Genomic DNA, 25,599 nt, shown 5'->3' with positions numbered 1-25,599 from the left:
CTTCCGCCGCGCCGGTCAGCACGGGACGTGGTTGCGCAGGCCCAGCTCACGCGGGTACGGGGAGAGGTAGGTCTGCTCCCCCAGGTAGCCGGCCGCCTCGCCGCGGGCGTGGTGGTGCAGCAGCGAGACGGGCACGCTGAGCGGCACCTCCCGCTCCCGGTAGGCGCGCACGACGTCGACGAGGTCGGCGCGGCGGGCCGGGTCCAGCCGTTCGCTCACCATGCCCAGGCAGTGTTGCAGCACGTTGACGTTGCGCCCGGTGGACGCCCGGTCGGCCAGGGCCGCGCGGAAGGCGGCGGCGTACTCGGCGGCGACCTCCGCCCTGGGCCGCGTGCCGACGGAGGCGACCAGGCGGCCGAGCTCGTAGTAGCGCTCCGGGGCGTGCGCCAGGATCTGCATCTTGTGGCGGGCGTGGAACGCCACCAGGTCGCGGGGCCGCCAGTCGCTCTCCAGGAGCCGGCGCAGCCGGGCGTGCGCGAAGATCCGCTCGACGAACGCCTCCCTGAGCACCGGGTCGGTCAGCCTGCCCTCGTCCTCGATCGGCAGCAGCGGGTGGGCGTCGATGACGGTTCCGGCGAACAGGCCGCGGTTGCGCCGGTCCACCAGGGTCCCGCCGTCGTAGAGCGGGATGCCGTGGATGCCGCAGCTCGGGCTCTTGGCCTTGAACACGTAACCGTCGGCGTCGAGCCGGGCGGCGCGGTCGTCCGCCACGGTGCGCATCGCGGAGGTGAGGTCTCTGCGGGTACGCCTGCTCACCAGCCGCGGGCCGCCGGGTGCGCGCTCCAGGTGCAGCGTCTCGCGCGGGGCGCCGAGGCCGATCAAGATCTCCGGGCAGCACGGCACCCAGTCCACGTACCCGGCCAGGACGTCGGTCAGGAAGCGGTTCCTGCTGTGCCCGCCGTTGTGCCGTACGGCCTCGCCGAGCAGGCAACTCGACACGGCCACCCGGGGTCTGCCGTACTCCATGATCAGCCGCCTTCCGGGGTGAGCAGGGTGGACAGCCGGTGCAGGCCGCGGGTCGTGCGCGCCTTGATGGTGCCCAGCGGCACCCGCAGCCGCTCGGCGATCTCGCGCTGGGTCAGGTCGCCGTAGTAGGCCAGTTCGATCGCCTGGCGTTGCGCGGGGGGCAGCCGGTCCATCGCCGCGCGGATCTCCTCCCGCTCGGCGAGCCACCGGCCGTAGGTCCTGCCGTCGGCGCCCGCCCGCTCGGCGACCGCCTCCAGCGGGACCGTCGGCGGCCGGCGTGCCCGGAGGTGGTCGACGGCCCGCTTGCGCGCGATGCCGAGCAGCCAGGCGGGCAGGTTGCGCGCCGGGTCGAAGCGGTGCCGGGAACGCCACACCTCGGCGAAGACGACCTGGGTCACGTCGTCCACCTCCTGGGCGGGCACGAACCTGCGCAGGTAAGCGCGCACCAGCGCGACGTGCGCGCGGTAACACTCGCTGACCGCCTCGGGCTCGCCGACGGCGAGACGCGCCCCCAGAGTGTCCCCCATGTCAGCCAGGATGCCCCTGGTAAGTTACTCAAAACCTCTTCACCGGATACGCAGGGTAATGATCTCCCCAAGGACCGGTCAGGCGAGATGGGCGAGGACCTGGGAGATCGCCTCGCGGAAGCCGGTGACCCGGAGCACGCCCGGCGGGAGGCCGTCCGGCCAGCCGGGACCGCCCGCGATGACCTGGGCGGCCGGGCGGCGGGCGGGCAGGGCCGCCAGCGGCGCGGGGTCGCCGGTCCACTCCTGCTGCGACCACACGAAGACGACCCGGGGGCCGGCCCGGCGGATCGCCCCCGCCAGCGCGGGATAGGGCGTGCGGGCGCCGAGCACGAGCGTCCCGACGCCGTACTCGGACTCCAGCGCGACGGCCAGCGCGTGCACCGGCAGGCTGTGCAACTCATCCTGCGCACAGGCCAGCAGCACGCCCACCGGCGAACCCCCGCCCCCGGCCCCGGCCCCGGCCCCGGCCCCGGCCACCGGACCCCAGCCCTCGGTCACCGGCGATCCCCCGCCCCGGGCCACCGGTGGACCCCCGCCCCAGGTCACCGGCGAGGGCCCGGCTGCGCCGAACTGGTGCAGCGCCGCTAGGACGCTGCCGGAGAACACGTGCTCCGCCTCGATGTGCCGCCCGCTCCCGGCCTGCCTGCGGCAGATCGTCTCGAACACCGGCAGCACCAGCCGCTCCCAGGTCGGCACGACGCCGTGCCGCTCCAGCGACCGGGCCATCGCGTCGGCCACGGTACGCCCGTCCAGCACCAGCGCCGCCCTGGCCAGCCGCGCCGCCGACAGATCGGCCTCCCCCGCCCGCACCCGCGCCCCCGCCGGAACGCCCCCCTCCACCCCGGCGGCGGCCTGCCCTGGGGCGAGCCGCCCTGTGGTCGGCTGCCCTGTGACGGCCTGTTCTATGGCGGTCTGCCCCGTGACGGGCTGGCCGGTGACGGGCTGGCCGGTGGTGACTGCGGTGGACGGGGTGGCGAGTCTGAGGGCCGCGCGGGCGGCTTCCGCCGGGGCGACCCCGGAGCGGATCAGCCGGTTCATCTCCGCCAGCCGGCGCAGGTCGGCGGCGTCGTAGCGGCGGTGGCCGCCGGGGCTGCGGCGGCTCGGGCCGATGCCGTAGCGCAGGTTCCAGGTGCGCAGCGTGGGCGCGGGCACGCCGAGGGTGCGCGAGACCGCGCCGATGCCGTACCCCGGCCCCTCGTCGCCGCTCCGCGACGGTCCCTCGCCCATCGCCGTCCCCCCCTCGACCGTCCTGGCCCGCCATCGTTCCCTTCGTGCCGGACGACATCCCGGATGCAACCGCCCGACGGCACGTACCCCCACACGGCCGCCCGACGGCACCTACCCCCATGTGACCACCCGGCGGCGCGTACCGCGGATGCAACCGCTCGGCGGCGGGCGCCGAAGGATCGGGTGTGGACACCGTGATCGTGCTGTTCAACCGGGACCTGCGGGTGCACGACCACCCCGCGCTGGCGGCGGCCTGCGCCGAGGCGGAGCGGGTCGTGCCGCTGTTCGTGCTGGATCCGGCGATTCCGGCCGGGCGCAGGGGCGGATTCCTCGCCGAATGCCTGGCCGACCTGCGCGGCTCGCTGCGCGAACGCGGCGGTGACCTCGTCGTGCGGCGGGGCGACACCGTGACCGAGGCGATGCGGCTCGCCGGGGAGACGTCCGCCGAGGCGATCTACGCCAGCGCCGACGTGAGCCGGCTCGCCCGGCGGCGGGAGGGGCGGCTCGCCGGGGAGCGGATCGCGTTCCGCTGCTTCCCCGGCGTCACCGTGGTACCGCCCGGCGCGCTGTACCCCTCCGGCGAGAACGATCACTACCGGGTGTTCACCCCTTACTGGCGGGCCTGGTCGGCGACCGGCCGCCGGTCCGTGCTGCCGCCGCCCGCGCGCGTCCCGCTGCCCGCCGGTCTCGCCCCCGGCCAGCTGCCGCCGCGCGAGCCGTACGGCGCGATGCGGGGCGGGGAGTCGCTCGGCCGCGAGCGCGCCGAGGCGTGGCTGCGGTCGGGCCTCGCCGGGTACGAGGACGGGCATGACGACCTCGCCGGGGACCGCACCTCGCGGCTCAGCCCTTACCTGCGCTTCGGCTGCGTCTCACCGCTGGAGCTGGCGGCGGGCGCCCGGGGCAACGAGCCGTTCCTGCGGCAGCTGTGCTGGCGCGACTTCCACCACCAGGTGACGTACGCCTTCCCCGACATCAACCGCCGCGACTACCGCCCGCGCGGCACCCGGTGGGCCCCCGGCGGGGAGGCGCTGGACGCGTGGCGGGAGGGGAGGACCGGGATGCCCATCGTGGACGCCGGGATGCGCCAGCTCCTGGCCGAGGGCTGGATGCACAACCGGGCCCGCCTGATCACCGGGAACTACCTGGTGAAACACCTGGGCGTGGACTGGCGGGCCGGGCTGGCGCACTTCTTCGAGCTGCTCCTCGACGGGGACGTCGCGAACAACTCCGGCAACTGGCAGTGGGTGGCGGGCACCGGGAATGACACCCGCCCCAACCGCACCTTCAACCCGCTCCGCCAGGCCGACCGCTTCGACCCGGCCGGCGAGTACGTCCGCAGGTACGTCCCGGAGCTGGCCGGCCTGACCGGCCGGGAGATCCACCGCCCGTGGCGTCTCGCCGACCCGCCGCCCGGCTACCCGGCCCTGCCGGCCGGGGTGGCGTGATCAGTCCGGCTGGGCTGCGGGCTCGGCGAACTGCGCCGAGTACAGCCGGCTGTACGCGCCGCCCCGGGCGAGCAGTGACTCGTGGTCGCCCTGTTCCACGATCCTGCCCGACTCCATCACCAGGATGACGTCGGCGTCCCGGATCGTGGAGAGCCGGTGGGCGATGACGAAGCTGGTCCGGCCGCTGCGCAGGGAGGCCATCGCGTGCTGGATGAGCACCTCGGTCCGGGTGTCCACCGAGCTGGTGGCCTCGTCCAGCACCAGGATCGCCGGTTCGGCCAGGAACGCCCTGGCGATCGTGATGAGCTGCTTCTCGCCGACGCTGACGTTGGAGCCCTCGTCGTCGATCACGGTGTCGTAGCCGTCGGGCAAAGTCCGGACGAATCGGTCCACATGGGTGGCCCTGGCCGCCTCGACGATCCGGTCGTGCGGCACCCCTTCGGCCCCGTAGGCGATGTTCTCCGCGATCGTCCCGCCGAACAGCCAGGTGTCCTGGAGCACCATGCCGATCTGGGCGCGCAGTTCCTCCCGCGACATCTCGGCCACGTCCACCCCGTCGAGGGTGATCCGCCCGCTCCGCACGTCGTAGAACCGCATGAGCAGGTTGACCAGCGTGGTCTTGCCGGCTCCTGTGGGGCCGACGATCGCCACGGTCTGGCCGGGCCGCACCGACAGGGACAGGTCCTCGATGAGCGGCCGGTCCTCCTCGTAGCGGAAGGAGACGTCCTCGAACTCCACCTGCCCGCGCACCTGGGCGGGCAGCAGGCGGGCCTCGGGGTCGGGCCGCTGCTCGTCGGCGTCCAGCAGTTCGAAGACCCGCTCGGCGGAGGCGACGCCCGACTGGACGAGGTTCGCCATGCTGGCGACCTGGGTGAGCGGCTGGCTGAACTGCCGGGAGTACTGCACGAACGCCTGCACGTCGCCGATGGACAGCCCGCCGGCCGCCACCCGGAGCCCGCCCACCACGGCCACCAGCACGTAGTTGATGTTGCCGATGAACATCATCGCGGGCTGGATGATCCCGGAGATGAACTGCGCGCGGAAGCTCGACTCGAACAGCCGGTCGTTCTGCTCGCGGAACAGCTCGGCCGACTCCCGCTGCCGGCCGAACACCTTGACCAGCGAGTGACCGGTGTACATCTCCTCGATGTGCGCGTTGAGCTTGCCGGTGGTGGACCACTGCTTGATGAACTGCGGCTGCGCGCGTTTGCCGACCCTGGTCGCGACCAGCACCGACAGCGGCACCGTGACGAGCGCGACCAGCGCCAGCAGCGGCGAGATGAGGAGCATCATCACCAGCACGCCCACGATGGTGAGCACCGAGGTGACGATCTGGCTGATGGTCTGCTGCATCGTCTGCTGGATGTTGTCGATGTCGTTGGTCGCGCGGGAGAGCACCTCGCCTCGCTGCTGCTTGTCGAAGTAGCTCAGCGGCAGCCGGGCGAGCTTCTCCTCGACCTGTTCGCGCATCCGGTAGACGACCCGCTGTACGACACGGGTGGCGATCTGCGCCTGGGCGAAGCTGAGCAGGGAGGCGGCGGCGTAGATGGCCAGCACGCCGAGGAGCACGGTCGCGACGGCGTGGAAGTCGATGCCCTGACCGGGGACGACGTCCATCGACGCGATCAGGTCGGCGACCGTGCCGTTCCCCTGCTGCCGCAGTTGCGCCACGGCCTGCGCCTTGGTGAGGCCGGCGGGCAACTGGGCGCCGATGACACCGGAGAAGATCAGGTCGGTGGCGTGGCCCAGGAGTTTCGGCCCGAGCACGGTCAGCGCGACGCTGACGAGGCCGACGAGCAGCGCGACCACGACGATCGGCCGCTCGGGCCGCAGCATGCGCAGCACCCTGCGGCTGGACCCGCGGAAGTCCATGGACTTCTCCATCGGCTGCCCGCCCATCGGCCGGCCGCGGCCCATCATCGGCGGCGGGGTCCGCGGCGGTACGGCGGGGGCCTGGGAGGAACTCATGCCGCCTCCTGCTCGGTGAGCTGGGAGAGGACGATCTCCCGGTAGGTCTCGTTGGCCCGCATCAGCTCGGTGTGCGTGCCGGTGCCGACGACGCGGCCCTCGTCGAGCACCACGATCAGGTCCGCGTCGCGGATGGTGCTGACCCGCTGGGCGACGATGACGACGGTCGCGTCCCCGGTCTCCGCGGCGAGCGCGGCCCGCAGCCGGGCGTCGGTGGCGTAGTCGAGCGCGGAGAAGGAGTCGTCGAACAGGTAGATCAGCGGCCTGCGGACCAGGGCCCGGGCGATGGCGAGGCGCTGCCGCTGGCCGCCGGACACGTTGGAGCCGCCCTGGGCGATGGGCGCCTCCAGGCCGCCTTCCATCTCTTCGACGAAGTCGCGGGCCTGCGCGATCTCCAGCGCGTGCCACAGTTCCTCGTCGGTGGCCTCCGGCCTGCCGTACCGCAGGTTGGAGGCGACCGTGCCGCTGAACAGGTACGGCTTCTGCGGGACGAGGCCGATGGTCTCGGCCATGGCGGCCGGGTCCAGTTCGGTCACGTCCACGCCGTCCACCCGCACGCTGCCGCCGGTGACGTCGAACAGCCGGGGCACCAGGCCGAGGAGGGTGGACTTGCCGCTGCCGGTGCTGCCGATGACGGCGGTGGTACGGCCGGGCCCGGCGCGGAAGGAGACGTCGCGCAGCACCGGCTCCTCGGCGCCCGGGTAGCGGAACTCCACCCCGCTGAGCTCCAGCTCGCCGCGCCGTTCGCCGGGCGTGACCGGCTCGGCCGGCGGCACGACGCTGCTCTCGGTGCCCAGCACCTCCTGGATGCGCTCGGCGCACACCTCGGCCCGGGGCACCATCACGAACATGAAGGTGGCCATCATCACGGCCATGAGGATCTGCATCAGATAGCTGAGGAACGCGGTGAGCGCGCCGATCTGCATGTCGCCGCCGGCGATGAGGTGGCCGCCGAACCACACGACGGCCACGCTGGAGGCGTTGACCACCAGCATCACGGCCGGGAACATCATCGACATGAGCCGCCCGGCGCGCATCGACACGTCCATCAGGTCGGTGTTGGCCCCGGCGAAGCGCTCGCGCTCGTAGCGGTCGCGGACGAAGGCCCGGATGACCCGGACGCCGGTGATCTGCTCGCGCAGCACCCGGTTGACGGTGTCGATGTTCTCCTGGACGCTCCGGTAGAGCGGCCGCATCCGGCGCACGATGAGCGAGACGATGACGCCGAGCACCGGCACGATGACCAGCAGCAGGCTGGACAGCCGCACGTTCTGGTGCAGCGCCATGGCGATGCCGCCCACGCACATGATCGGCGCCGTCACCATCATGGTGAACGACATCACGGTCAGCATCTGGATCTGCTGGACGTCGTTGGTGGTCCGGGTGATCAGCGACGGCGCGCCGAACCTGCCGACCTCCCGGGCGGAGAAGGACTGCACCTGGTCGAACAGGTCGCCGCGCAGGTCCCGGCCGAGCGCCATGGCGGTGCGGGCGCCGAAGTAGACGGCGCCGATCGCGCAGACGATCTGCACCAGGGTGATCGCCACCATGACGCCGCCGACGCGCACGATGTAGCCGGTGTCCCCGCGGACCACACCGTTGTCGATGATGTCGGCGTTGAGGGTGGGCAGATAGAGCGTGGCGAGCGTCTGCACGAGTTGCAGGAGCACCACCAGCGCTATCGGGCGGGCATAGGGCCGTAGATACGCCCGCAAAAGTCGCAGTAGCACGACGGGAAGGGTAGGCCCAAACGTAGGTGGTTGACAACATACTTTCCGTGCGGCCAGTCTGCGTCTATGGCATCGACATCAGGACTGCCGCCCAGCGTGGCCAACCGGCCCGTGCAGGCGAGGTCGGAGCTGTCCACCCTGGCCCTGCTCGACGCGGCGGCGGAGGTCATCGCCGAGGTCGGCTACGAGCGGGCCACCCTGGCGGCCATCGGCGAGCGGGCGGGTTACAGTCACGGCCTGGTGACCCGGCGGTTCGAGTCGAAGGCGAAGCTGCTCTCCGCCCTGATCGAGCGGATGACGTTCGTCTGGGGCGACGCGCAGCTCCGGGGCCGGGCCGGCGACCACCGGGGCACGGCCGGCGTGATCGTGGTCATCGACGCCGTGCGCGGCTTCCACCGGCGCTCCCCCAGGGAGTTCCGCGCGCTGTACAGCCTGATGTTCGAGGCTCTCAAGCCCATCCCGGTGCTGCGGGACCGGATGGCCGAGTTACATCGGGAGTTCCGGGCGAGCATCGAGCTCGGCGTGCGCGAGGGGATCGAGGCGGGTCTCGTGCCCGCGTCCGTGGATCCGGCCGCGGTCGCCAGGGTGCTGATCAGCGGGCTGCGCGGCGCCGCCTACCAGTGGCTGCTCGACCCCGGCGAGTTCGACATGGACCGCGCGCTGCTCGACCTGCGCTCGCTCATGGAGGACATGCTGGGCGGCCGGCCCGCGTGACGGGAGCCGGGAAGGCGCTTCGCCTTCCCGGCTCCTCACCTGCCGCGAACTGCTCGGGCCTGGTCGAGACCTAGTCGAGGCCGTTCTTCATGGCCGTGACCAGCTCGCCGTTGGCGGTGTCGCCGCTGAGCTCCCAGAAGAAGGAGCCGCCGAGCCCCTGCTGCTGCGCGTAGCTCATCTTTCCGGAGATGGTGGCGGGGGTGTCATAGCTCCACCACTGGTTGCCGCAGTGCGCGTACGCCGTGCCGGCGATCGTGCCGGTGGCCGGGCAGCGCGTCTTGAGCACCTTGTAGTCCTCGATGCCCGCCTCGTACGTGCCGGGCGCGGCGCCGGTCGCGGTGCCGCCCGGGGCGCTCTGGCTGACGCCGGTCCAGCCGCGGCCGTAGAAGCCGATGCCGAGCAGCATCTTGTTCGCCGGGACGCCCTTGCCCTTGAGCTTCTGGATGGCCGCGTCGGAGTTGAAGCCAGCGGCCGGGATGCCGGTGTAGGAGGTGAGCGGGGAGTGCGGCGCGGTCGGGCCCTGGGCGTTGAAGGCGCCGAAGTAGTCGTAGGTCATGACGTTGTACCAGTCGAGGTACTGCGCCGCGCCCGCGTAGTCGGCCGCGTCGAGCTTGCCGCCGTTGGAGCCGTCGGCCGTGATGGCGGCGGTCACCAGGTTGCCGGCGCCGAACCGGGCGCGCACCGCCTGCATCAGCGTGCGGTAGGACGCGAAGCCGGTGGTGTCACAGGTCAGGCCGCAGGCGTTCGGGTACTCCCAGTCGATGTCGATGCCGTCGAACACGTCGGCCCAGCGCGGGTCCTCCACCAGGCGGTAGCAGGACTCGGCGAACGCCGCCGGGTTGGCCGCGGCCTGGGCGAAGCCGCCGGACCAGCTCCAGCCGCCGAAGGAGAACAGCACCTTCAGGTTCGGGTACTTCGCCTTCAGCTTGCGCAGCTGGTTGAAGTTGCCGCGCAGCGCCCCGGCGTCCCAGGTGTCGGCCACGCCGTCCACGCTCTCCGCGGCGGTGTAGGCGCGGTCGTAGTCGGCGTAGGAGTCACCGATGGTGCACTGGCCGTTCTGCACGTTGCCGAAGGCGTAGTTGAGGTGGGTCAGCTTCGCCGCGGCGCCACTGGTGTCGATGTTCTTGACGTGGTAGGCGCGCTGGTAGACGCCCCACTGGACGAAGTAGCCCAGCAGCTTGTCCCCGCCGCCTCCGCCGCCGCCCGGCTGGGTGGTGGCGTTCAGCGTGTTGCTCACGCCGGACAGATTGCCCGCGGCGTCACGCGCCCGCACCGTGTAGCTGTAACTCGTACTCGCGGCCCGGCCGGTGTCGGTGTACGACGTCCCGGTCACCGTCGTCACCAGCGTCGTCCCCCGGTACACGTTGTAACCGGTGACCCCCACGTTGTCCGTGGCCGCGTTCCACGCCAACGACACACTGCTGCTCGTCGTCCCCGTGGAACGCAGGTTCCCCGGCACCGACGGAGCCGTGGTGTCCGAGCCGCCGCCGCCCGGCTGGGTGGTGGCGTTCAGGGTGTTGCTCACGCCGGACAGGTTGCCCGCGGCGTCACGCGCCCGCACCGTGTAGCTGTAACTCGTACTCGCGGCCCGGCCGGTGTCGGTGTACGACGTCCCGGTCACCGTCGTCACCAGCGTCGTCCCCCGGTACACGTTGTAACCGGTGACCCCCACGTTGTCCGTGGCGGCATTCCACGCCAACGACACACTGCTGCTCGTCGTCCCCGTGGAACGCAGGTTCCCCGGCACCGACGGAGCGGTGGTGTCCGAGCCGCCGCCGCCGGTGACGACCTTCCAGAGCGCGGGGACGTTGGACGGCTCCCAGCCGGGCTGGGAGGTGTGGCTCTGCAGGCACTCGTAGTCGACGCCGTTGTAGGTCACCCGGGTGCCCGGGGTGTACGGCGTCCACGCCTGCCAGAGCGGGTAGGCGGCGAGCATGCTCTGCTGCCCGGCCACGGCGGAGGCGGTGGGCGCGGTCAGGACCGCCGCGCTCAGCGGGAGGGTCAACACCGCCATGCCTGCGAGGAGTTTGAAGGCGCTGCGTTTCATGTGTGCTCCGACGTCCTGTGATGGATGGGGGGTGGGAGTCGGGAGGAAACCATTAGGAAAGTTTCCTTTTAATTGTTGAAACTTAGCCGCCGTCACAGGGCTAGTCAATAAGCTGTTGCGGGGGAACCGGCGGGCGATGCCGGGCGGTCACCACTCCCGCGAGTCGCCGGACTCCTTCTCCAGGGCGGTCTCCAGCCGCTCCGAGGCGCGCTCGGCGACGTGCGTCACCCCGGTGACCCTGGCCACCCTGGCGAGCCCGGGACGCTCCCGCGAGTCGCGGACCCGCAACAGCCAGCCGGGGATCCGCTCCCGCATGTCCCAGACGCCGTTCAGGACCAGATGCAGCACGTTGACCAGCAGGATCGCCGGCGCGACGGCGGCGATCGCCTGCGGGAAGGCCGGTTGCAGGCTGAGCACGAGCACGATCGCGGTCAGCCCGTTCTGCTGGCCCAGGGCGAGGTACACGCGGTCGGTGACGCCCATCCGGCGCGGCGCGATGAGCACTCCCCCGACGAGCACCTGGGCGAGGAAGGCGGCGCCGCCGAGCACCGCCCCCGCGGCGAGGTCGACCCCGCCGAGCAGGAGCATGCCCAGCGCGAACGCCGCCAGGTAGAACGCGGCCGTGATCAGCCGGTCCAGCGCCGCGCCCAGCGGCGGCCGGTAGAACAGGCCGAGCAGGGCGACGCCGAGGATGAGGAACTGCCAGACCGCCACCGCGATCAGGGCGACGAGCAGGACCACGGACACGGCCCGGAAGACGGCGGGCGCCGGGTTCCACTTCTTCAGCAGCCGCCAGATCACCCAGCCGCCGGCCGCGAACAGGACGTTGAGCCCGAGGTCGGCGACGTAACCGCCGACCTCCCCGTCCAGCGGCGAGGTGACGGCTCCTTCCGCCATGCCGCGTAACGCGAAGACCGACAGGTAGACCGTGAGCAGCGCGGTGATCGGGTCGTCGAACGACGCCCACGCCAGCAGGAGCGCCTTGGCCCGCCGGCTCATCTGCGAATTCCGGGTCATCGCGGCGACCGACAGCGGGTCGATCTGCGCGACCGCCACTCCGAGGAGGAGCGAGGCGGGATGCGGATGGAAGACGTACATCGCCCCGGCGATCAGGAGGGCCTTCAGCAGCACCCCGACGGTGACCGCGACGACGACCCGGCGCACGTCGCGCAGGGCCTCGGCGGGGATGCCCGAGGCGCTGCCGTACAGGCCCACGGCGAGCAGGGTGCTCACGGCGGTCATGTAGAAGGGGGAGGCCGGGACGTCGTCGAGGCCGAGGACCAAGGCGAGGAGGAGGCCGGCGCCGACCGCGCACACGGACGCCGCCAGTCGCAGCGCCGGTGTCATCGGAACGCGAAACGCGTGTAAGGACACGAACCGCCTCCCGCTCGGCGAGAAACCGCTACCGGCGTGGACGGCAACGCCTTTCAGCAGCTTAAGGGAAAACGCCCGGATCGGATAGTCTCATGATTCCCTTTCGGCCTGCCAGGGGTTTCACCGGAGGGTCGGAAATGGGTCCCGATAACGGTCCGACCGTTTTATGGTGCGATTTCTGTACAAAATGGGGAAGCGAGGCGCTCCCCTTCGTGCCGGGAACGCCCCGCTCCGATGGCCGCTCCGGGTCAGCGGATCGGCAGCACCGCCTCGTAGGACCTCGCGCGGGTCTTGGACTGCGGGGCGTCCACGAGCCCGGCGCACTGACCGCTGCCGGTGACGTCGTTGGACACGCCGGCGTCGGAGGGCTGCGGGGTGTTGCCGGCGCAGGCGAGGGAGCCGCTGACCGTGCTGCCGGTGACGACGAGGGCGTCGGCGGTGGTGTTGCCGGTCAGCGTGATCGCGCCGCGGATGTCCGCGCCGGCGACCGTCAGGTGGCCGGTGGTGCCGTTGACGACGACCGCGCCTTCGACGCGCGCCTTCAGCAGGTGCACCTCGGCCGCGCCGGAGGCGACCAGGCCGCCCCTGACCGTGCCGCCCCTGACCACCAGGGAGGCGCCGGGAGCCACCGTCACCGCGCCGCTGACCTCGGCGTTCTCCAGGCAGGTGACGCCGGAGCGGACGGCGACCGCGCCCTTCCTGACCCCGGTGACCGTGGTGGTGCAGGCGGGCGGCGCGGCGAGGGTCGTCACCGAGAAGCTCTTCGGCTCGCCGCGGTTGCCGCTGGCGTCGATCGAGCGGTACTCCACGGTGTGCCGGCCCCGGGGCAGCGCGCCGTAGGTGAGGCTGTCGATCGTGGTTCCGGTCTCGCTGAACGTCCACGGCAGGTCGGCGGAGGTCGGCCAGCCGAAGTAGTTGAACCAGCCGTCGCCGTCCACCCGCGACTCGTTCACCACGTAACCGGGCTCGTCGTCCGCGCCGGTGAGCTTCATGGTGAAGGGGCCGTTGTAGACGTAGTTCTCACCCGAGCGGACCAGCGGCTCGGACAGTTCGTACCCGGTGGCGGGCAGGTCGTCCACCGCCCAGGTGAGCGTCTGGCCGCCGGAGGTGGCGGTGAGCGTGTGGGCGCCCGGGGCGAGGTCCAGCGCGCCGAGGTCCACGTCCTCGTCGGTGTCGGGCAGAGGCTTGCCGTCCAGGGCCCACACCACCGGCGGTACGGAGTCGTCGGGGTGCGGGGTCTCGACGTAGACGACCTCCTCGCGGCCCACGCCGCGGTTCGTCGGCGTGGAGGAGAGGAAGCCGGTGCCCGGCTCGGCCGGGGTGGTCGTCACGGCGGTGTCCACCGTCCAGGTGCGGGTGGCGGTGAGACCGGCCGACCGGATGGCCGGATCCCGGACGAACTCGGTCGGATCCACCACGGTGGCGGTCACCTTGTGCGTGCCGGGCGCGAGGTTCAGCGCGCGCAGGTCCAGTTCACCGCCCTGGGCGGGCACGTCGGCGCCGTCCACCTGCCACGTGGTGACCAGGGAGTGGCTGTTGGGGTGCAGCGGCTCGACCCAGAGCACCCGGTCGGCGCCGACCGGGGCACCGGTGGGCGTGTTGTCCTGGATCAGGCTGACCTTGGCGGCGATCGCCTTGGTCATGACCTCGCGGCCGACCTGGTCGTAGTAGTAGCCCAGCGTCCGCATGATCGAGTGCCGGCTGGGCCGCCAGACGCCGCTGCTCTTGTACAGTCCGCCCTCGTACCGGCCGATGACGCCGCCCGCCTCGCCCGGCTCGCCGAGCCAGCGCCACCACTTCTGCCGCTGGTCCTTCATCTGCTGCTCGGTCAGCAGCGTGTGGTGCGCGGAGCCGGGCTCGCCGTCGGTGTACGGCCCGCCGTCCACGCCCCTGGAGTAGTAGGTGTACTCGTCCTGCAGGTTGCCGAGGGAGTGGCCGATCTCGTGCGGGGCGATGAGGGCCGACATCGAGTTGTGCCCGGAGGCGGTCGCGTAGGCGCCGCCCGCTCCGCCGTACGTGCCGCTGTTGGCCAGGGCGACGATCTGCCGGTTGGCGTTGCTGGTTCCCGGCACCATGTTGGCGTACCTGGTGGCGGCCGAGTTGCTCATGGTGATCAGGCGCTGGAGGCCGCTCGGGCTGCATCCGCCGTAGAAGCCCATGCTCAGCGGGGTGTTCTTCCTCCCCGCGGCCAGGTCGGGGTCGCAGCCGACGCCGGACTCGCCGGAGACGATGTCCACCCGGTAGACGTTGAAGTAGTTCCGGTAGGACTTGTACGGCTCGATCGACCAGAGCACGTTGAGCTGGAGATCGGCGTCGGCGGCGAACGACGACTGCTCGTTCTCGGTGTAGCCGTCGCCCATGATGATCAGGTTGAACCGGTCGGAGGGGTCGCCGGTGACCTGGAGGGGCACCACGGTGGCGCTGCCGGGCTCGGCGGCGGCAGCGGCGTGCGCGGGGAGCGCCGGCGCGGTGAGGAGCAGGGCCGCCGTGGAGGCGGCCGCCAAGGCCCGGAGCGGCCTGGGCATGCGCATAGGGGGGACCTCCGGAAGACATGTCGAGGGCGTGCCTGCACTATCGGGGGCGGCACCCGCTCAGCGCACATCCCATATGGGCATAACTCCGGCTTTATGGATCAGCTGCGCACCATCGTGATGAGCTGCTCCAGTACGGCGGGCCCCTGGCTCAGGCCGTCATGGGCGTACTCGTCGGTGATCCAGGTGGTCAGGCCGCCCACCTGACCGGCCGTCAGCAGGGAGTGCTCGCGGTCCACGTACATGTCGTCGTGGTAGATCACCGCCGCGACCGGCACGGTGTTGCGGGCCAGCCGGTCGGGATCGTACAGCCGCGGCCAGGACCCGTGCGCCGCGAGCTCCTCGGCGCACGCCCGCAGCGGCGCGAGCGCCGGGTCCTCCTCGAACAGCCACGGGTAGATCATCTCCCCGGTGAACAGCACCGGCCCGCCCGGCGTCAGGCCGAACTCCGGGAAGCCGTCCAGCGCCCGGTGCGCCGCCCACGCCGACGCCTCCCCCTGGCAGTAGATGGCCTCGTGCAGCAGCGCGTAGAGGGGGTACTCGGCGAAGGAGACCAGTGAGTCGACGTGCCGCAGGAAGGCGTCGGACAGCTCGCCGTCCCTGACGAACGCCCGCTCCAGCACGTGGTGCAGGGTGTCGAAGCGGCGCTCCTGGCCGAACGTGATGCCCAGCGTCTGGAACCGCCTCGGGGTGAGCCGGTCGCCGCCGGGCAGCGTCACCTCGCCCTCGCGCAATCGGTCCACGACCCTCCCGGCGATCTCCCGGTCCCCCGGGTAACGCGCGAAGAACCGCTCGTTGGCGGCCAGCACCCGGGGATAGGCCGCCCGGTACACCTCGTACGGCGAGGCGGTCAGCGACGGCAGCCCACCGGCGATCATCACCTCGCGCAGCCCCTCCGGGGCGGAGGACAGGTAGGCGAGCGCGCAGAACCCGCCGAAGCTCTGGCCGAGCACGCTCCACGGCCGGTCGCCGGCGAGGTGCGCGCGGAGCAGTTCGGCGTCGCGCACGATGGCGTCGGCGCGGAAGTGGCGCAGGTAGTCCGGCTGGTCGTCGACGCCGGACAGGGTCTGCCGGGTGGCCGGCGTGCTGAGCCCGGTGCCGCGCTGGTCGAGCAGCACCACGCGGTACTCCCGGGTGGCCCGCTCCAGCCAGGCGGGGAGCTCCCGCGGGGCCGAGTGGCCGGGGCCGCCCTGGAGGAAGAGCAGGAAGGGCAGGTCCGCCGCCTCCCGGTCCACGGCCACGACCTCCCGGGCGAACAGCTCGATCATCCACTCACGCGGGCGCGCGTGGTCGAGCGGGACCTTGATCACGTGGTCGGTGAAGACGTATCCGGAGTGGTGGTGGATCACGGGGCTCCTCTTCTTGTGGTCGAACCTCCCACCCTGCGGGAAACACGAAATATCCCGCTAATCCTGAAGAGATATAGTCCGCGGGTTATAGGGGTGAAAGGAGGGGCCGGAGTGCAGCTTGAGCTCCGTCACCTGCGCGTCATCTGCGCCATCGCCGACGCCGGAAGTCTCAGCCGGGCGGCCACCTCCGTCGGCGTGTCCCAGCCCGCCCTCACCGCCCAGCTCCAGCGGGTCGAGGGGGCGCTCGGCGGACAGCTCTTCCGGCGGGGGCGGCTCGGCGTCACCCCCACCCCCTTCGGGCAGTTCGTCCTGACCAGGGCGCGGTCCGTCCTGCTCACCGTGGACGAGCTGGTCACCGGCGCGGGCACGGGCGCGGCCCGGTCGGATGTCGCGCGCATCGGCGGCTACGTCACCCCCATGCTGTCCGGCCTGCTCAGCCGCCTCTTCGAGGTCCCCGGCGTGTCCATCACCGTGCACACCGAGTACTCCCCCCGCCTCCTCCTCGACCTGCTCGCCTCCCGCCGCCTGGACGCCGCGACCCTCGTCGACTACCCGGGCAACGAACTGCCCGCCGTCCCCTCGGTCGGCATGCGCCTCGTCGCCTCCGAGCCGGTCTTCGTCCTCATGAGCAGCGCGCACCCGCTCGCCGCCGAGGAGGAGGTACGGCTGGCCGACCTCGCGGACGACGACTGGGTGATCTCGCCGCCGGACGGCGTCGGCTGGCCCGAGTGCGTCTACTCCGCCTGTCAGGACGCGGGCTTCTCCCCCCGCGTCCCGCACACCATGACCGAGCAGACGATGATCCGCCAGCTCGTCGCCGGCGGCCACGCCGTGTCCCCCTGCCAGGCCACCGTGCAGGACGGCCCCGGCATCGTGGTCCGCCCCCTCGCCGGCACCCCCCTCTGGCTCCGCCACCTGGTGGCCTGGCGCCACGACGGCCCGCTCGCCGACCGCGCCCCCGAACTCGCCGCCTTCGCCGCCCAGGCCCACCGCGAAGCCATCGCCGACCGCCCCCACTACGCCACCTGGCTCGCCCGCCACGGCGACCTCGCCACCCCGTCGTAGCCGCCCCGCCGGGCCGGGAGTCACGAATCCGCGGCATGGCGTCACAAGGCGCGTTGATCGGATTTATGTTGTCTGAGTACCGTCTTCCGGCATGTGTCAGACAGGTGGTCGAACTTCTTGGTCCAGGATCACGGGCGCCGATTCTTCATCGGATGGGGAACCGGGCGTTATCAGCATCTGGCGGACGAGGATCAACTGCGCTGGGTCGCCTCCGACCTGGCCACCATGCGAAGCCGGTTCGAAGACGTGGGCTACCAGGCGGCGTTGCCGGGGTTGGGGCAATACGCCGGGGCGGCCCAGGTGAAACAGACCCTGAGCCATTGGGCGGAGGACGTCGGGCTGAACGAGTCCGACATCGTCGTCGTCTACTTCGCCGGTCACGGGATCGCCGATCCGTACGACCGCCACTACCTGATGTGCTGGGACACCAGGGCGGAGGATCTCGTCACCACGGGGCTGCCCACCGAGGACCTCGTCCGCGTCCTGTGCGACGGCAGAAGCCGGCTCCGGCACCTGCTCGTCATCCTGGACTGCTGCATGGGCGGAGCCGGCAGCGCCGACGCCATGATGACCGCGCTCCAGTCGATCGCCCGCCGGCACACCGGCGCCGCCTCCTCCGGCCTGTGGTTCCTCGCCTCCGCCAGGAGCAAGGACGAGGCGGTCGACGGGGCCTTCGCCGCGGCGTTCCGCTCGGCGCTGGCGTCGGCGGCCGGGCGTACCGGGCAGCGGCAGCGCTACCTCGACCTCACCGAGCTGCTGAAGGCGATCAACGACGTGTTCGCCGCGAACCGGCTCGGGCAGCGCGCGGAGCTGGCCAGCGGCCTGGTGTCCGGCCTGGCGCCCTTCCTGCCGAACGACAACTACCGCGAGGACCTGCCCGCCCTGGGCACCGACCTGGAGATCCAGCGCCGGGTCGCCGCACGCGACGTCCTGGAGCACTTCGGCCCGCGCTCCCGGGGGGTGGAGTTCGAGTCGGAGCAGGGGTTGTACTTCAGCGGCAGGACCGGGGTGCTCCGCGACCTCGTCTCCTGGATGACCGCGCGGGAGGGCGACGGCCGGGGACGCGTGGTGACGGGTCCGCCGGGGTGCGGCAAATCGGCGGTGCTGGGCCGCGTCGTCGCGCTGTCCGACCCGGTCTACCGTACGAGGCTCGACCTGACCGAGGTCGATCCGGCCACCGTCGTCCCGGAGAACCTGGTCACGGTGGCCGTGCACGCGCGGCACAAGCGGCTGGAGGAGATCGTCGCCAGGCTCGCACCGGCGGCGGGCATCGAAACGGACTCCCCGGCCAGCCTGCTCCAGGAGTTCAGCAGGCGAGACCGGGAGGCCCCGCCGGTCGTCATCGTCGTCGACGCGCTGGACGAGGCCGGATCGGGCACGCTGGCGGACTCCGGCGGGCGGGGAGAGCCCAGGCGGATCGCCAGGGAGCTGCTCCGGCCGCTGTCGGAGATCCACGGGGTGCGGCTCCTGATCGGCACGCGCAGAGAGCTGGTGCCCAGCCTGGGAGCCGCGATCACCGTGCTCGACCTGGGCGGCGCGACCTACCGCGATGACGACGACGTCGCCGGATACGTCCGCAGGGTCCTGCTGGCGAGCGACGAGCCCGATGTCAGCACCCCCTACCGCGTCCGCCCCGATCTCGCGCGGAAGGTGGGCGAGGGGGTGGCGCGCCGGGCCGCGGGCGTCTTCCTCGTCGCGAGGATGACCGCGCGGTCGCTCCGGCGGCAGCCGGCCGTGGTGGACGTGACCAGGCAGGGCTGGATGGCCCAGTTGCCGAGCGAGATCGGCGAGGCGTTCGACGACTTCCTCGCCCGCTTCGAGGCCGACGAGGCACGGGTGCGCCGGATCCTCACGCCGCTGGCCTTCGCCGAAGGGCAGGGCCTGCCCCGCGGTCACATCTGGACCCTGCTGGCCACCCGGTTGTCCGGCGTGGAGTGTTCCGAGGCCGACGTGGCGGAGACGCTCACCGCCGCCTCGGCGTACATCGCCGAAGTCGTGGACGACGGGCGGTCCGTCTACCGGCTGTACCACCAGTCCCTCGCCGAGCACCTGCGGGTCAGCTCCGGCCGGCAACAGGAGATCCACGCCCTGATCGTGGACGGGCTCGTGGACGCCGTCCCCCGGGTGGCGGGACGGCCGGACTGGTTCGCGGCCCACCCCTACATCCGCGGCCACCTGCCCACCCACGCCGCGGCGGCGGCCCGCCTCGACACGCTGATCGTCGATCCGGGCTTCCTGCTCGCCTGCGACCGGCTGGCGATGCTGCGCGCCCTGCCGACGATCGACGGGGACCCGCGGGCGCAGAGCATCCGCAGCGCCTACGAACAGGCCGCCCACCAGCTCACCGGGGAGCGCCCGCTGGAGACGCGGGCCGCGGAGCTGCAACTGTCGGCCCGCCGCTGCCGGGCCGACGACCTGGCGGACAGCGTGGGCACGCTCGGCCTGCGTCCCCCGGTCACCGCCCGGTGGGCGTGGTGGTCGGCCACGGGCGCGCACCGGCAGTTGCGGGGGCACACCTCCGGAGTGCTGTCGGTCGCGATCGGCGACCTGGACGAGCGGGCCGTCGCCGTCACCGGGAGCTCGGACGGCACCGCCAGGATCTGGGACCTGACCACGCAGCAGCAGATCGGCAAGCCCCTGAGCGGCCACCGATCGGTCCTGGCCGTCACCGTCGGCGACCTCCTGGACTACACGGTGGCGCTGACGGCCGACATCGACGGCACCGTACGCGTCTGGGACCTGTCCGCGGCCACCGAACTCGGCCTGCCCCTGCGCGGGCACACCAACTCCGTGAACGCCGTCGCCATGCGAAAGATCGGCGACCGGTTCGTCGCCCTCACCGGCAGCGCCGACGGTACGGCACGGCTGTGGGATCTCGAAACCCGGCAGCAGATCGGCTCTCCGCTGACCTCGCACCGAGGATCGGTCAACGCCGTCGCCCTCGGCCTGCTGGACGGGCATCCGATCGCCGTGACCGGCGGCACGGACCGGCAGGTCCAGGTCTGGGATCTCGACGACATGGCCGCCCCCGTGGCCGAGGCGTTGAGCGGCCACTCCGGGCCGGTGACCGCGGTCGCGATCGGCGACCTGGACGGGCGGGTGATAGCTCTCAGCGGAGACGCCGCCGGGCAGGTGAACGTCTGGGACCTGGCCACCCGCCAGCAACTCGGCGAACCCATCGCCGCCCACCTGGACTGGTTGAGCCGCGGGATCAACACCATCGCCATCGGCGTGATCAACGGCAGGCCCATCGCGATGACCTGCGGAAAGCTCCATGCTCGACTGTGGGATCTCCGCAGCAGGCGCCAGCAGGGTCACGGGCTCACCGGACACAGCAGCGGCCTGACCGCCGCCGCGCTCGACGTCCGGCACGACCGTCCGATCGCGGTCACCGCGGGCCACGACGGGTCGGCGCGCATCTGGGACCTGACGGCGGATCGTCCCTCTTCCGGTCACAACGGCGCCGCGCGGTCATCCGGAGTAGGGCTCCTCGGCGGCAGGTATGTGGCCATCACCGGCAGCGACGACTGGACGGCTCGCCTGTGGGATGTGCGGGAGCAACGGGAGCTGGGACGCCCGCTGGAAGGCCACACCGGACCCGTGACCGCCGTCGCGATCGGCGAGGTGGCCGGACAGCCGATCGCGGTGACGGGAAGCACGGACGGCACGATCCGCCTGTGGAACACCGCTACCGGGACAGCGCGGGGAGAACCGCTCCGCGGGCACACCAACATGATCAGCACGGTGACGCTGGGGCGGATCGGAGACCTGAACGTCGTCGTCAGCGGCAGTGACGACGGCACCGCGCGACTGTGGGACCTCGACACCGGCGAGCCGGTCGGGCTTGCGATGAAAGGACACCTGGGCGACGTGCGGCACGTCGTGGCCGAGGACGGACACGACGGCCTGCGGATTCTGGTCGCCTCATCCCATGACTGCGCCTACCTGTGGCGGGTGCCGGACCTCCGATCCGCCCCCGAGCAGTCGGCCGCGCTGATACCGGAGAGCTGGCCGCCGCACTACACCCTGATCGGCATCGGATTCGCCCGGGGCCGTGGGCTGGGCATCACCGTGCGGCAGGACAACACGATCGTGGTCCGGGACGTGGCCACGGGTGCCCAGGTCGGCGCCGGGTATCTCGACGACGAGACTTCGTACTCCGGCTGGCTGTGCGAGTACGGCGGCCACGTGGTCGTGGCGATCACGCACTACCAGACCGTGATCTTCTGGGATCTCGACACCGGCGCTCGCTGGGGTACGCATTTCGACGCGGGGCAGGGCGCAGTCGAGAGCGTGGCCTTCGGCGAATCCGTGGACGGACCGACCGCCGTCATCACCACCACCCATGCGGTGCGCATATGGGACGTCTTCCGGTCACAGCCGATCGGAGAACCTCTCAGCGGCGGAACCTCCATAGTCAACAGCCTGGACGTGGGCCGGTCGGCAGGGTCCCGCGCGGTCGTGAGCCTGGACGGCGACTTCGTCCTCCGTACGCATGACGCGAATACCGGCGCCCAGATCGCGTCGCACACGCTGACACCGTCCGGGAGCGTGCGAGTGACCCTCACCACAGATCAGTCTCCGAAAGCGATCTTCATCAGCAATGAGCACGTGCACATCTGGGAACTCGCGTCACGCAGGCGAAAAGGAGTGTTCACCCAGCATCTCGCGACGGTGACCACGCTGTGGAGCGGACGGGTCGGCGGCCGGACCGTCGCGGTCACCGGCGACGGCGAAGGAACCATCCACGCCTGGGACGTGGCGACCCTGACCCCCGTCGCACCGGCCATGAGCGAACACCGGGGCACGGTGCAGGCGCTCACCGTGATCGAGAGCGCAGCGCGGCCCCTGGTCGTGTCCGGCGGGGACGACGCGACCGTCCGGCTCTGGGAGTTGCCGTCGGGCGAGCCCGCCGGGGCCCCTCTCACCGGCCACGTCTTCGCCGTCCACGCACTGGCGGCCGGACGCGTCGCGGGCCGCGACGTGCTGCTCAGCGGGGACTCGGACGGCGTGATCGCGCTCTGGGACCTGGCGACCCGTGCCCGTCTCGACTTCCCGTTCACCCAGCATGACGGCCTGATCGTGTCCATGTCGTTCGCGGCGATCTCCGGCATTCCCGTCCTGGCCGTCGCGGACAGCCTGGGACTGCTCCGCGCCTGGGACCTGGCCGATCGGCGCATCCTGGCCGAGGTGGACGTCGGAGCGAGCGTGCGGGACATGGTGATGGAACCCGACGGGCGGGTCTTCGTCGGCACGCAGATGGGCGTGCTGGCGCTGGATCTCGACGTGACCGCGCTCGGGAATCGACAGGAGGCGCTGTGAGCAGGGTCGTTCTGGTGCACGGCATCGCCCAGCAGGTCCGGGGCGCCCACTCCCTGCTGGAGAGCTGGTATCCGGCCCTGGTGGACGGGCTGGCCCGGGCCGGGCACGAGACGGTCGCCCGCGACGAGGTGGCCATGGCCTTCTACGGCGACCTGTTCCGCAAGCCCGGCACCAGGGCCGTCGGGGCGCCGCTCCTCGACGCCTCGGACGTGACCGGCGACGAACGCGACTTCCTGCTCGGCTGGTGGGAGGCGGCGGCGGCGCTCGAACCCGCCGTGCCCGGACCCGGCGACCGCACCCGGATGCGCGCCCCGAACGTCGTCCAGCGGGCCCTCAACGCGCTCAGCCACTCCGCGTTCTTCGCCGGGCTCGCCGAACACCTGCTCGTCTTCAGCGCCCGCCAGGCCCGCCTCTACCTCACCGATCCGGAGATCCGCGCCCGGGCCCGGGCCCGGGTGACCGACGAGATCGGCGACCGGACCCGGGTCGTGGTGGCGCATTCCCTGGGTTCCGTGGTCGCCTACGAGGCGCTGCACGAGAGCCCCGCCGCCCGTGACGTCACGCTCGTGACGCTGGGGTCGCCGCTCGGTGTCCGCGGCCTCGTCTTCGACCGGCTGGACCCGCGCCCGGCGCTGGACCGGGGATCGTGGCCCGCCGCCGTGACCAGGTGGACCAACATCGCGGACCGGGGAGACGTCGTCGCGCTGGCCAAACGGCTGGAACCGGTCTTCGGAGGCGATCTCAGGGACCTGCTCGTGCACAACGGGTCACACGCGCACGACATCCGCCCGTACCTGACCGCCAAGGAGACGGGGGACGCCATCGCGGAAGGGCTGTGAGCGCCACGGCCGGGTGTCAGGTGACGTATTCGGTGAAGGCCGCGGTGGTGGCCCTGGCCCGCCAGTCGGTGACGACGTTGACGAGTGCCGGGCGAGCTGTACTCGCGCAACGCGCACACGTTCGACGGCTACTGGAACCTGCCGGACCGGACGCGGGAGGCGTTCCTCGGGGCTTACTGCACGGTCGGCGACGTGGCCCGCCGCGACGCCGACGGCTACATCCACCTCGTGGACCGCAAGAGCAACATGATCATCTCTGATGGGGAGAACGTGTACCCGTCGGTGGGGGGCGTCTCGGTGGGGGCGTCTCGGTGGGGCGGCAGGGACGGGTGGGGGCGGGTCGTTGAAGGGGTGGTGGGGGGTGTGATTGGGGATCAGGTGAGGAGGCGGGAGCGGATGAGGAAGCGGACGCCTTCTGGGGCCTCCAGGGAGAAGCCGCTGCCGCGGCCGGGGACCACGTCGATGGTGAGGTGGGTGTGTTTCCAGTACTCGAACTGCGCCGTGGACATCCACACCGGGATCGGGCGGTCGATGCCGTCCACGGTGAGGTCGGCCAGGTGCACGTCGGAGTTGCCGGTGCGGAACTCGCCGGCCGGGTAGCACATCGGAGAGCTGCCGTCGCAGCATCCGCCGGACTGGTGGAACATCAGCGGCCCGTACTGCGCGGTGAGCCGCCTCAGCAACTCGGCCGCACCCTCGGTGAAGCCCACACGCCCGGCCTCGCCACCACCACCGCCACGCCCCGCCATCACCTCACCGTCACGGACATCACACACCCCGCCCTTCCCATGCCATCACGGACACCACGCTCCGCCCTCCCCTCACCGTCACGGACATCACGCCCCGCCCTCCCCGCACCGTCGCGGTCTTCAGGCCCCACCGTGGCGCCCGGCGTCAGCCCCTGTGTGCCGTGGGGGTCCGGTGAGGTTCTGGTGGGTGGGCAGGGGTTCGTGGATGGGCATGGTCAGAAGAATCCTTGGGCGTTCGGGGAGTAGGAGACCAGGAGGTTCTTGGTCTGCTGGTAGTGGTCGAGCATCATCTTGTGGTTCTCGCGGCCGATGCCGGACTGCTTGTAGCCGCCGAACGCGGCGTGCGCCGGGTACACGTGGTAGCAGTTCGTCCACACCCGGCCCGCCTGGATCTCCCGGCCGGCCCGGTAGGCGGTGTTGCCGTCGCGGGTCCAGACGCCGGCGCCGAGCCCGTACAGCGTGTCGTTGGCGATCTTGATGGCGTCGGCGTAGTCGTCGAAGCGGGTCACCGCGAGCACCGGGCCGAAGATCTCCTCCTGGAAGATCCGCATCTTGTTGTGGCCCTCGAAGATCGTCGGGCTGACGTAGTAGCCGCCGGACAGCTCGCCGCCGGGGTCCACGCGTTCGCCGCCGGTGAGGACGGTCGCGCCCTCCTGCCTGCCGATGTCGATGTAGGAGAGGATCTTCTCCAGCTGGTCGTTGGACGCCTGGGCGCCGATCATGGTGCCGGTGTCCAGCGGGTGGCCCTGTTCGATCTTCTCGACCCGGGCGACGGCGTCCGCCATGAAGTCCGGGTAGATCGACGACTGGATCAGCGCCCTGGACGGGCAGGTGCACACCTCGCCCTGGTTGAGGGCGAACATCGCGAAGCCCTCCTGCGCCTTGTCGTAGAAGGCGTCCCGGGCGTCGGCGACGTCGGCGAAGAAGACGTTCGGGCTCTTGCCGCCGAGTTCCAGGGTGACCGGGACGATGTTCTCGCTGGCGTATTGCATGATCAGCCGCCCGGTGGTGGTCTCCCCGGTGAAGGCGACCTTGCGGATCCGCGGGTGCTGCGCCAGCGGCTTGCCGGCCTCGACGCCGAAGCCGTTGACGACGTTGAGCACGCCCGGCGGGAGGAGGTCGGCGATGAGGTCGATGAGCACGTGGATCGAGGCGGGCGTCTGCTCGGCGGGCTTGAGCACGACGGTGTTCCCGGCGGCGAGCGCGGGGGCGAGCTTCCAGGTGGCCATGAGGATCGGGAAGTTCCACGGGATGATCTGCCCGACCACGCCCAGCGGCTCGTGGAAGTGGTACGCCACGGTGTCCGCGTCGAGCTCGGAGATGCCGCCCTCCTGTGCCCGGATCGCGCCGGCGAAGTAGCGGAAGTGGTCCACCGCGAGCGGGATGTCCGCGGCCAGGGTCTCCCGTACCGGCTTGCCGTTGTCCCAGGTCTCGGCGACGGCGACGGCCTCCAGGTTGCGTTCGATCCGGTCGGCGACGGCGTTCAGCACCCGGGCGCGCTCGGCGGGCGAGGTGCGGCCCCACGCGGCGGCGGCGCCCTCGGCGGCGGTCACGGCGCGGTCGACGTCGGCGGCGGTGCCGCGGGCGATCTCGGTGAACACCTGGCCGGTCACCGGACTGGGGTTCTCGAAGTACCCGCCCCCGGCCGGCGGCACGTACTCCCCGCCGATGAAGTGGTCGTAGCGCGGCCGGTACGACACCACGCTGCCCGGCTCACCGGGAACTGCGTACCTTGTCATACTTTCG

Annotated in this window: 16 protein-coding genes; 5 read left to right on the top strand and 11 right to left on the bottom strand. The window is 71.7% G+C overall.

From position 1 onward, the window contains the following. Positions 1–15 precede the first annotated feature (15 nt). The 3 genes from QSK26_RS28900 to QSK26_RS28890 form a co-directional block, all read right to left on the bottom strand. Entirely contained in the window at positions 16–966 is a 951-nt protein-coding gene (locus QSK26_RS28900; RefSeq protein ID WP_285778437.1) for a YbgA family protein, read from the bottom strand. 2 nt (positions 967–968) lie between these two features. Beyond that, entirely contained in the window at positions 969–1,493 is a 525-nt protein-coding gene (locus tag QSK26_RS28895; RefSeq protein WP_285778436.1) for an RNA polymerase sigma factor, read from the bottom strand. Positions 1,494–1,571: 78 nt separating this feature from the next. After that, positions 1,572–2,720, bottom strand: coding sequence for a MerR family transcriptional regulator (locus tag QSK26_RS28890; protein WP_285778435.1), 1,149 nt, complete (start codon positions 2,718–2,720; stop codon positions 1,572–1,574). A 185-nt stretch (positions 2,721–2,905) separates the two neighbouring features. Between QSK26_RS28890 and QSK26_RS28885 the strand changes: the two genes are divergently transcribed. Further along, entirely contained in the window at positions 2,906–4,165 is a 1,260-nt protein-coding gene (locus QSK26_RS28885; protein WP_285778434.1) for a cryptochrome/photolyase family protein, read from the top strand. Here the strand turns inward: QSK26_RS28885 and QSK26_RS28880 are convergent, their stop codons facing one another. Continuing rightward, positions 4,166–6,133, bottom strand: a complete 1,968-nt coding sequence (locus tag QSK26_RS28880; protein WP_285778433.1) for an ABC transporter ATP-binding protein — start codon at positions 6,131–6,133, stop codon at positions 4,166–4,168. It lies immediately after the preceding gene. Then, entirely contained in the window at positions 6,130–7,863 is a 1,734-nt protein-coding gene (locus tag QSK26_RS28875; RefSeq protein ID WP_285778432.1) for an ABC transporter ATP-binding protein, read from the bottom strand. The genes QSK26_RS28880 and QSK26_RS28875 overlap by 4 nt, the downstream gene beginning before the upstream one ends. A gap of 66 nt (positions 7,864–7,929) precedes the next feature. Here QSK26_RS28875 and QSK26_RS28870 point away from each other — a divergent pair, with 66 nt between their 5' ends. Then, entirely contained in the window at positions 7,930–8,577 is a 648-nt protein-coding gene (locus tag QSK26_RS28870) for a TetR/AcrR family transcriptional regulator (RefSeq protein ID WP_285778431.1), read from the top strand. A gap of 70 nt (positions 8,578–8,647) precedes the next feature. Here QSK26_RS28870 and QSK26_RS28865 read toward each other — a convergent pair whose 3' ends face one another. The 4 genes from QSK26_RS28865 to QSK26_RS28850 all read right to left on the bottom strand — a co-directional run bounded on the left by QSK26_RS28865 (position 8,648) and on the right by QSK26_RS28850 (position 15,878). Beyond that, the gene (locus tag QSK26_RS28865) at positions 8,648–10,624 is read right to left on the bottom strand and encodes a glycosyl hydrolase family 18 protein (RefSeq protein WP_285778430.1); all 1,977 of its coding nucleotides are present in this window, start codon (positions 10,622–10,624) and stop codon (positions 8,648–8,650) included. Positions 10,625–10,771: 147 nt separating this feature from the next. Further along, complete coding sequence (locus QSK26_RS28860) at positions 10,772–11,971, bottom strand: hypothetical protein (RefSeq protein ID WP_285778429.1); 1,200 nt, start codon at positions 11,969–11,971, stop codon at positions 10,772–10,774. 275 nt (positions 11,972–12,246) lie between these two features. Then, positions 12,247–14,523 carry a M64 family metallopeptidase gene (locus tag QSK26_RS28855; RefSeq protein ID WP_285778428.1) on the bottom strand — a complete coding sequence of 759 codons (2,277 nt, stop codon included), beginning with the start codon at positions 14,521–14,523 and terminating at the stop codon, positions 12,247–12,249. A 107-nt stretch (positions 14,524–14,630) separates the two neighbouring features. After that, positions 14,631–15,878, bottom strand: a complete 1,248-nt coding sequence (locus tag QSK26_RS28850; RefSeq protein WP_285778427.1) for an alpha/beta fold hydrolase — start codon at positions 15,876–15,878, stop codon at positions 14,631–14,633. Positions 15,879–15,989: 111 nt separating this feature from the next. Between QSK26_RS28850 and QSK26_RS28845 the strand changes: the two genes are divergently transcribed. From QSK26_RS28845 to QSK26_RS28835, 3 genes are all read left to right on the top strand, one after another. After that, positions 15,990–16,943, top strand: a complete 954-nt coding sequence (locus tag QSK26_RS28845) for a LysR family transcriptional regulator (protein WP_285778426.1) — start codon at positions 15,990–15,992, stop codon at positions 16,941–16,943. 117 nt (positions 16,944–17,060) lie between these two features. Continuing rightward, positions 17,061–22,265 (top strand): AAA family ATPase, encoded by a 5,205-nt coding sequence (locus tag QSK26_RS28840; protein ID WP_285778425.1) that lies wholly within the window; start codon positions 17,061–17,063, stop codon positions 22,263–22,265. Then, entirely contained in the window at positions 22,262–23,104 is an 843-nt protein-coding gene (locus QSK26_RS28835; RefSeq protein ID WP_285778424.1) for an alpha/beta hydrolase family protein, read from the top strand. The genes QSK26_RS28840 and QSK26_RS28835 overlap by 4 nt, the downstream gene beginning before the upstream one ends. A 374-nt stretch (positions 23,105–23,478) precedes the next feature. Here the strand turns inward: QSK26_RS28835 and QSK26_RS28830 are convergent, their stop codons facing one another. Together QSK26_RS28830 and exaC are read right to left on the bottom strand one after the other, a co-directional pair. After that, entirely contained in the window at positions 23,479–23,853 is a 375-nt protein-coding gene (locus QSK26_RS28830) for a DUF779 domain-containing protein (RefSeq protein ID WP_285778423.1), read from the bottom strand. Between the two features lie 215 nt (positions 23,854–24,068). Next, positions 24,069–25,592, bottom strand: coding sequence for an acetaldehyde dehydrogenase ExaC (gene exaC / locus QSK26_RS28825; protein ID WP_285778422.1), 1,524 nt, complete (start codon positions 25,590–25,592; stop codon positions 24,069–24,071). Positions 25,593–25,599: the final 7 nt, after the last annotated feature.

It is taken from the genome of Microtetraspora sp. NBRC 13810, assembly GCF_030268685.1.
Taxonomy (GTDB): domain Bacteria; phylum Actinomycetota; class Actinomycetes; order Streptosporangiales; family Streptosporangiaceae; genus BSRQ01.
The sequence above is the reverse complement of the archived record's forward strand: the minus strand, read 5'-3'. Positions and strand labels throughout refer to the sequence as shown.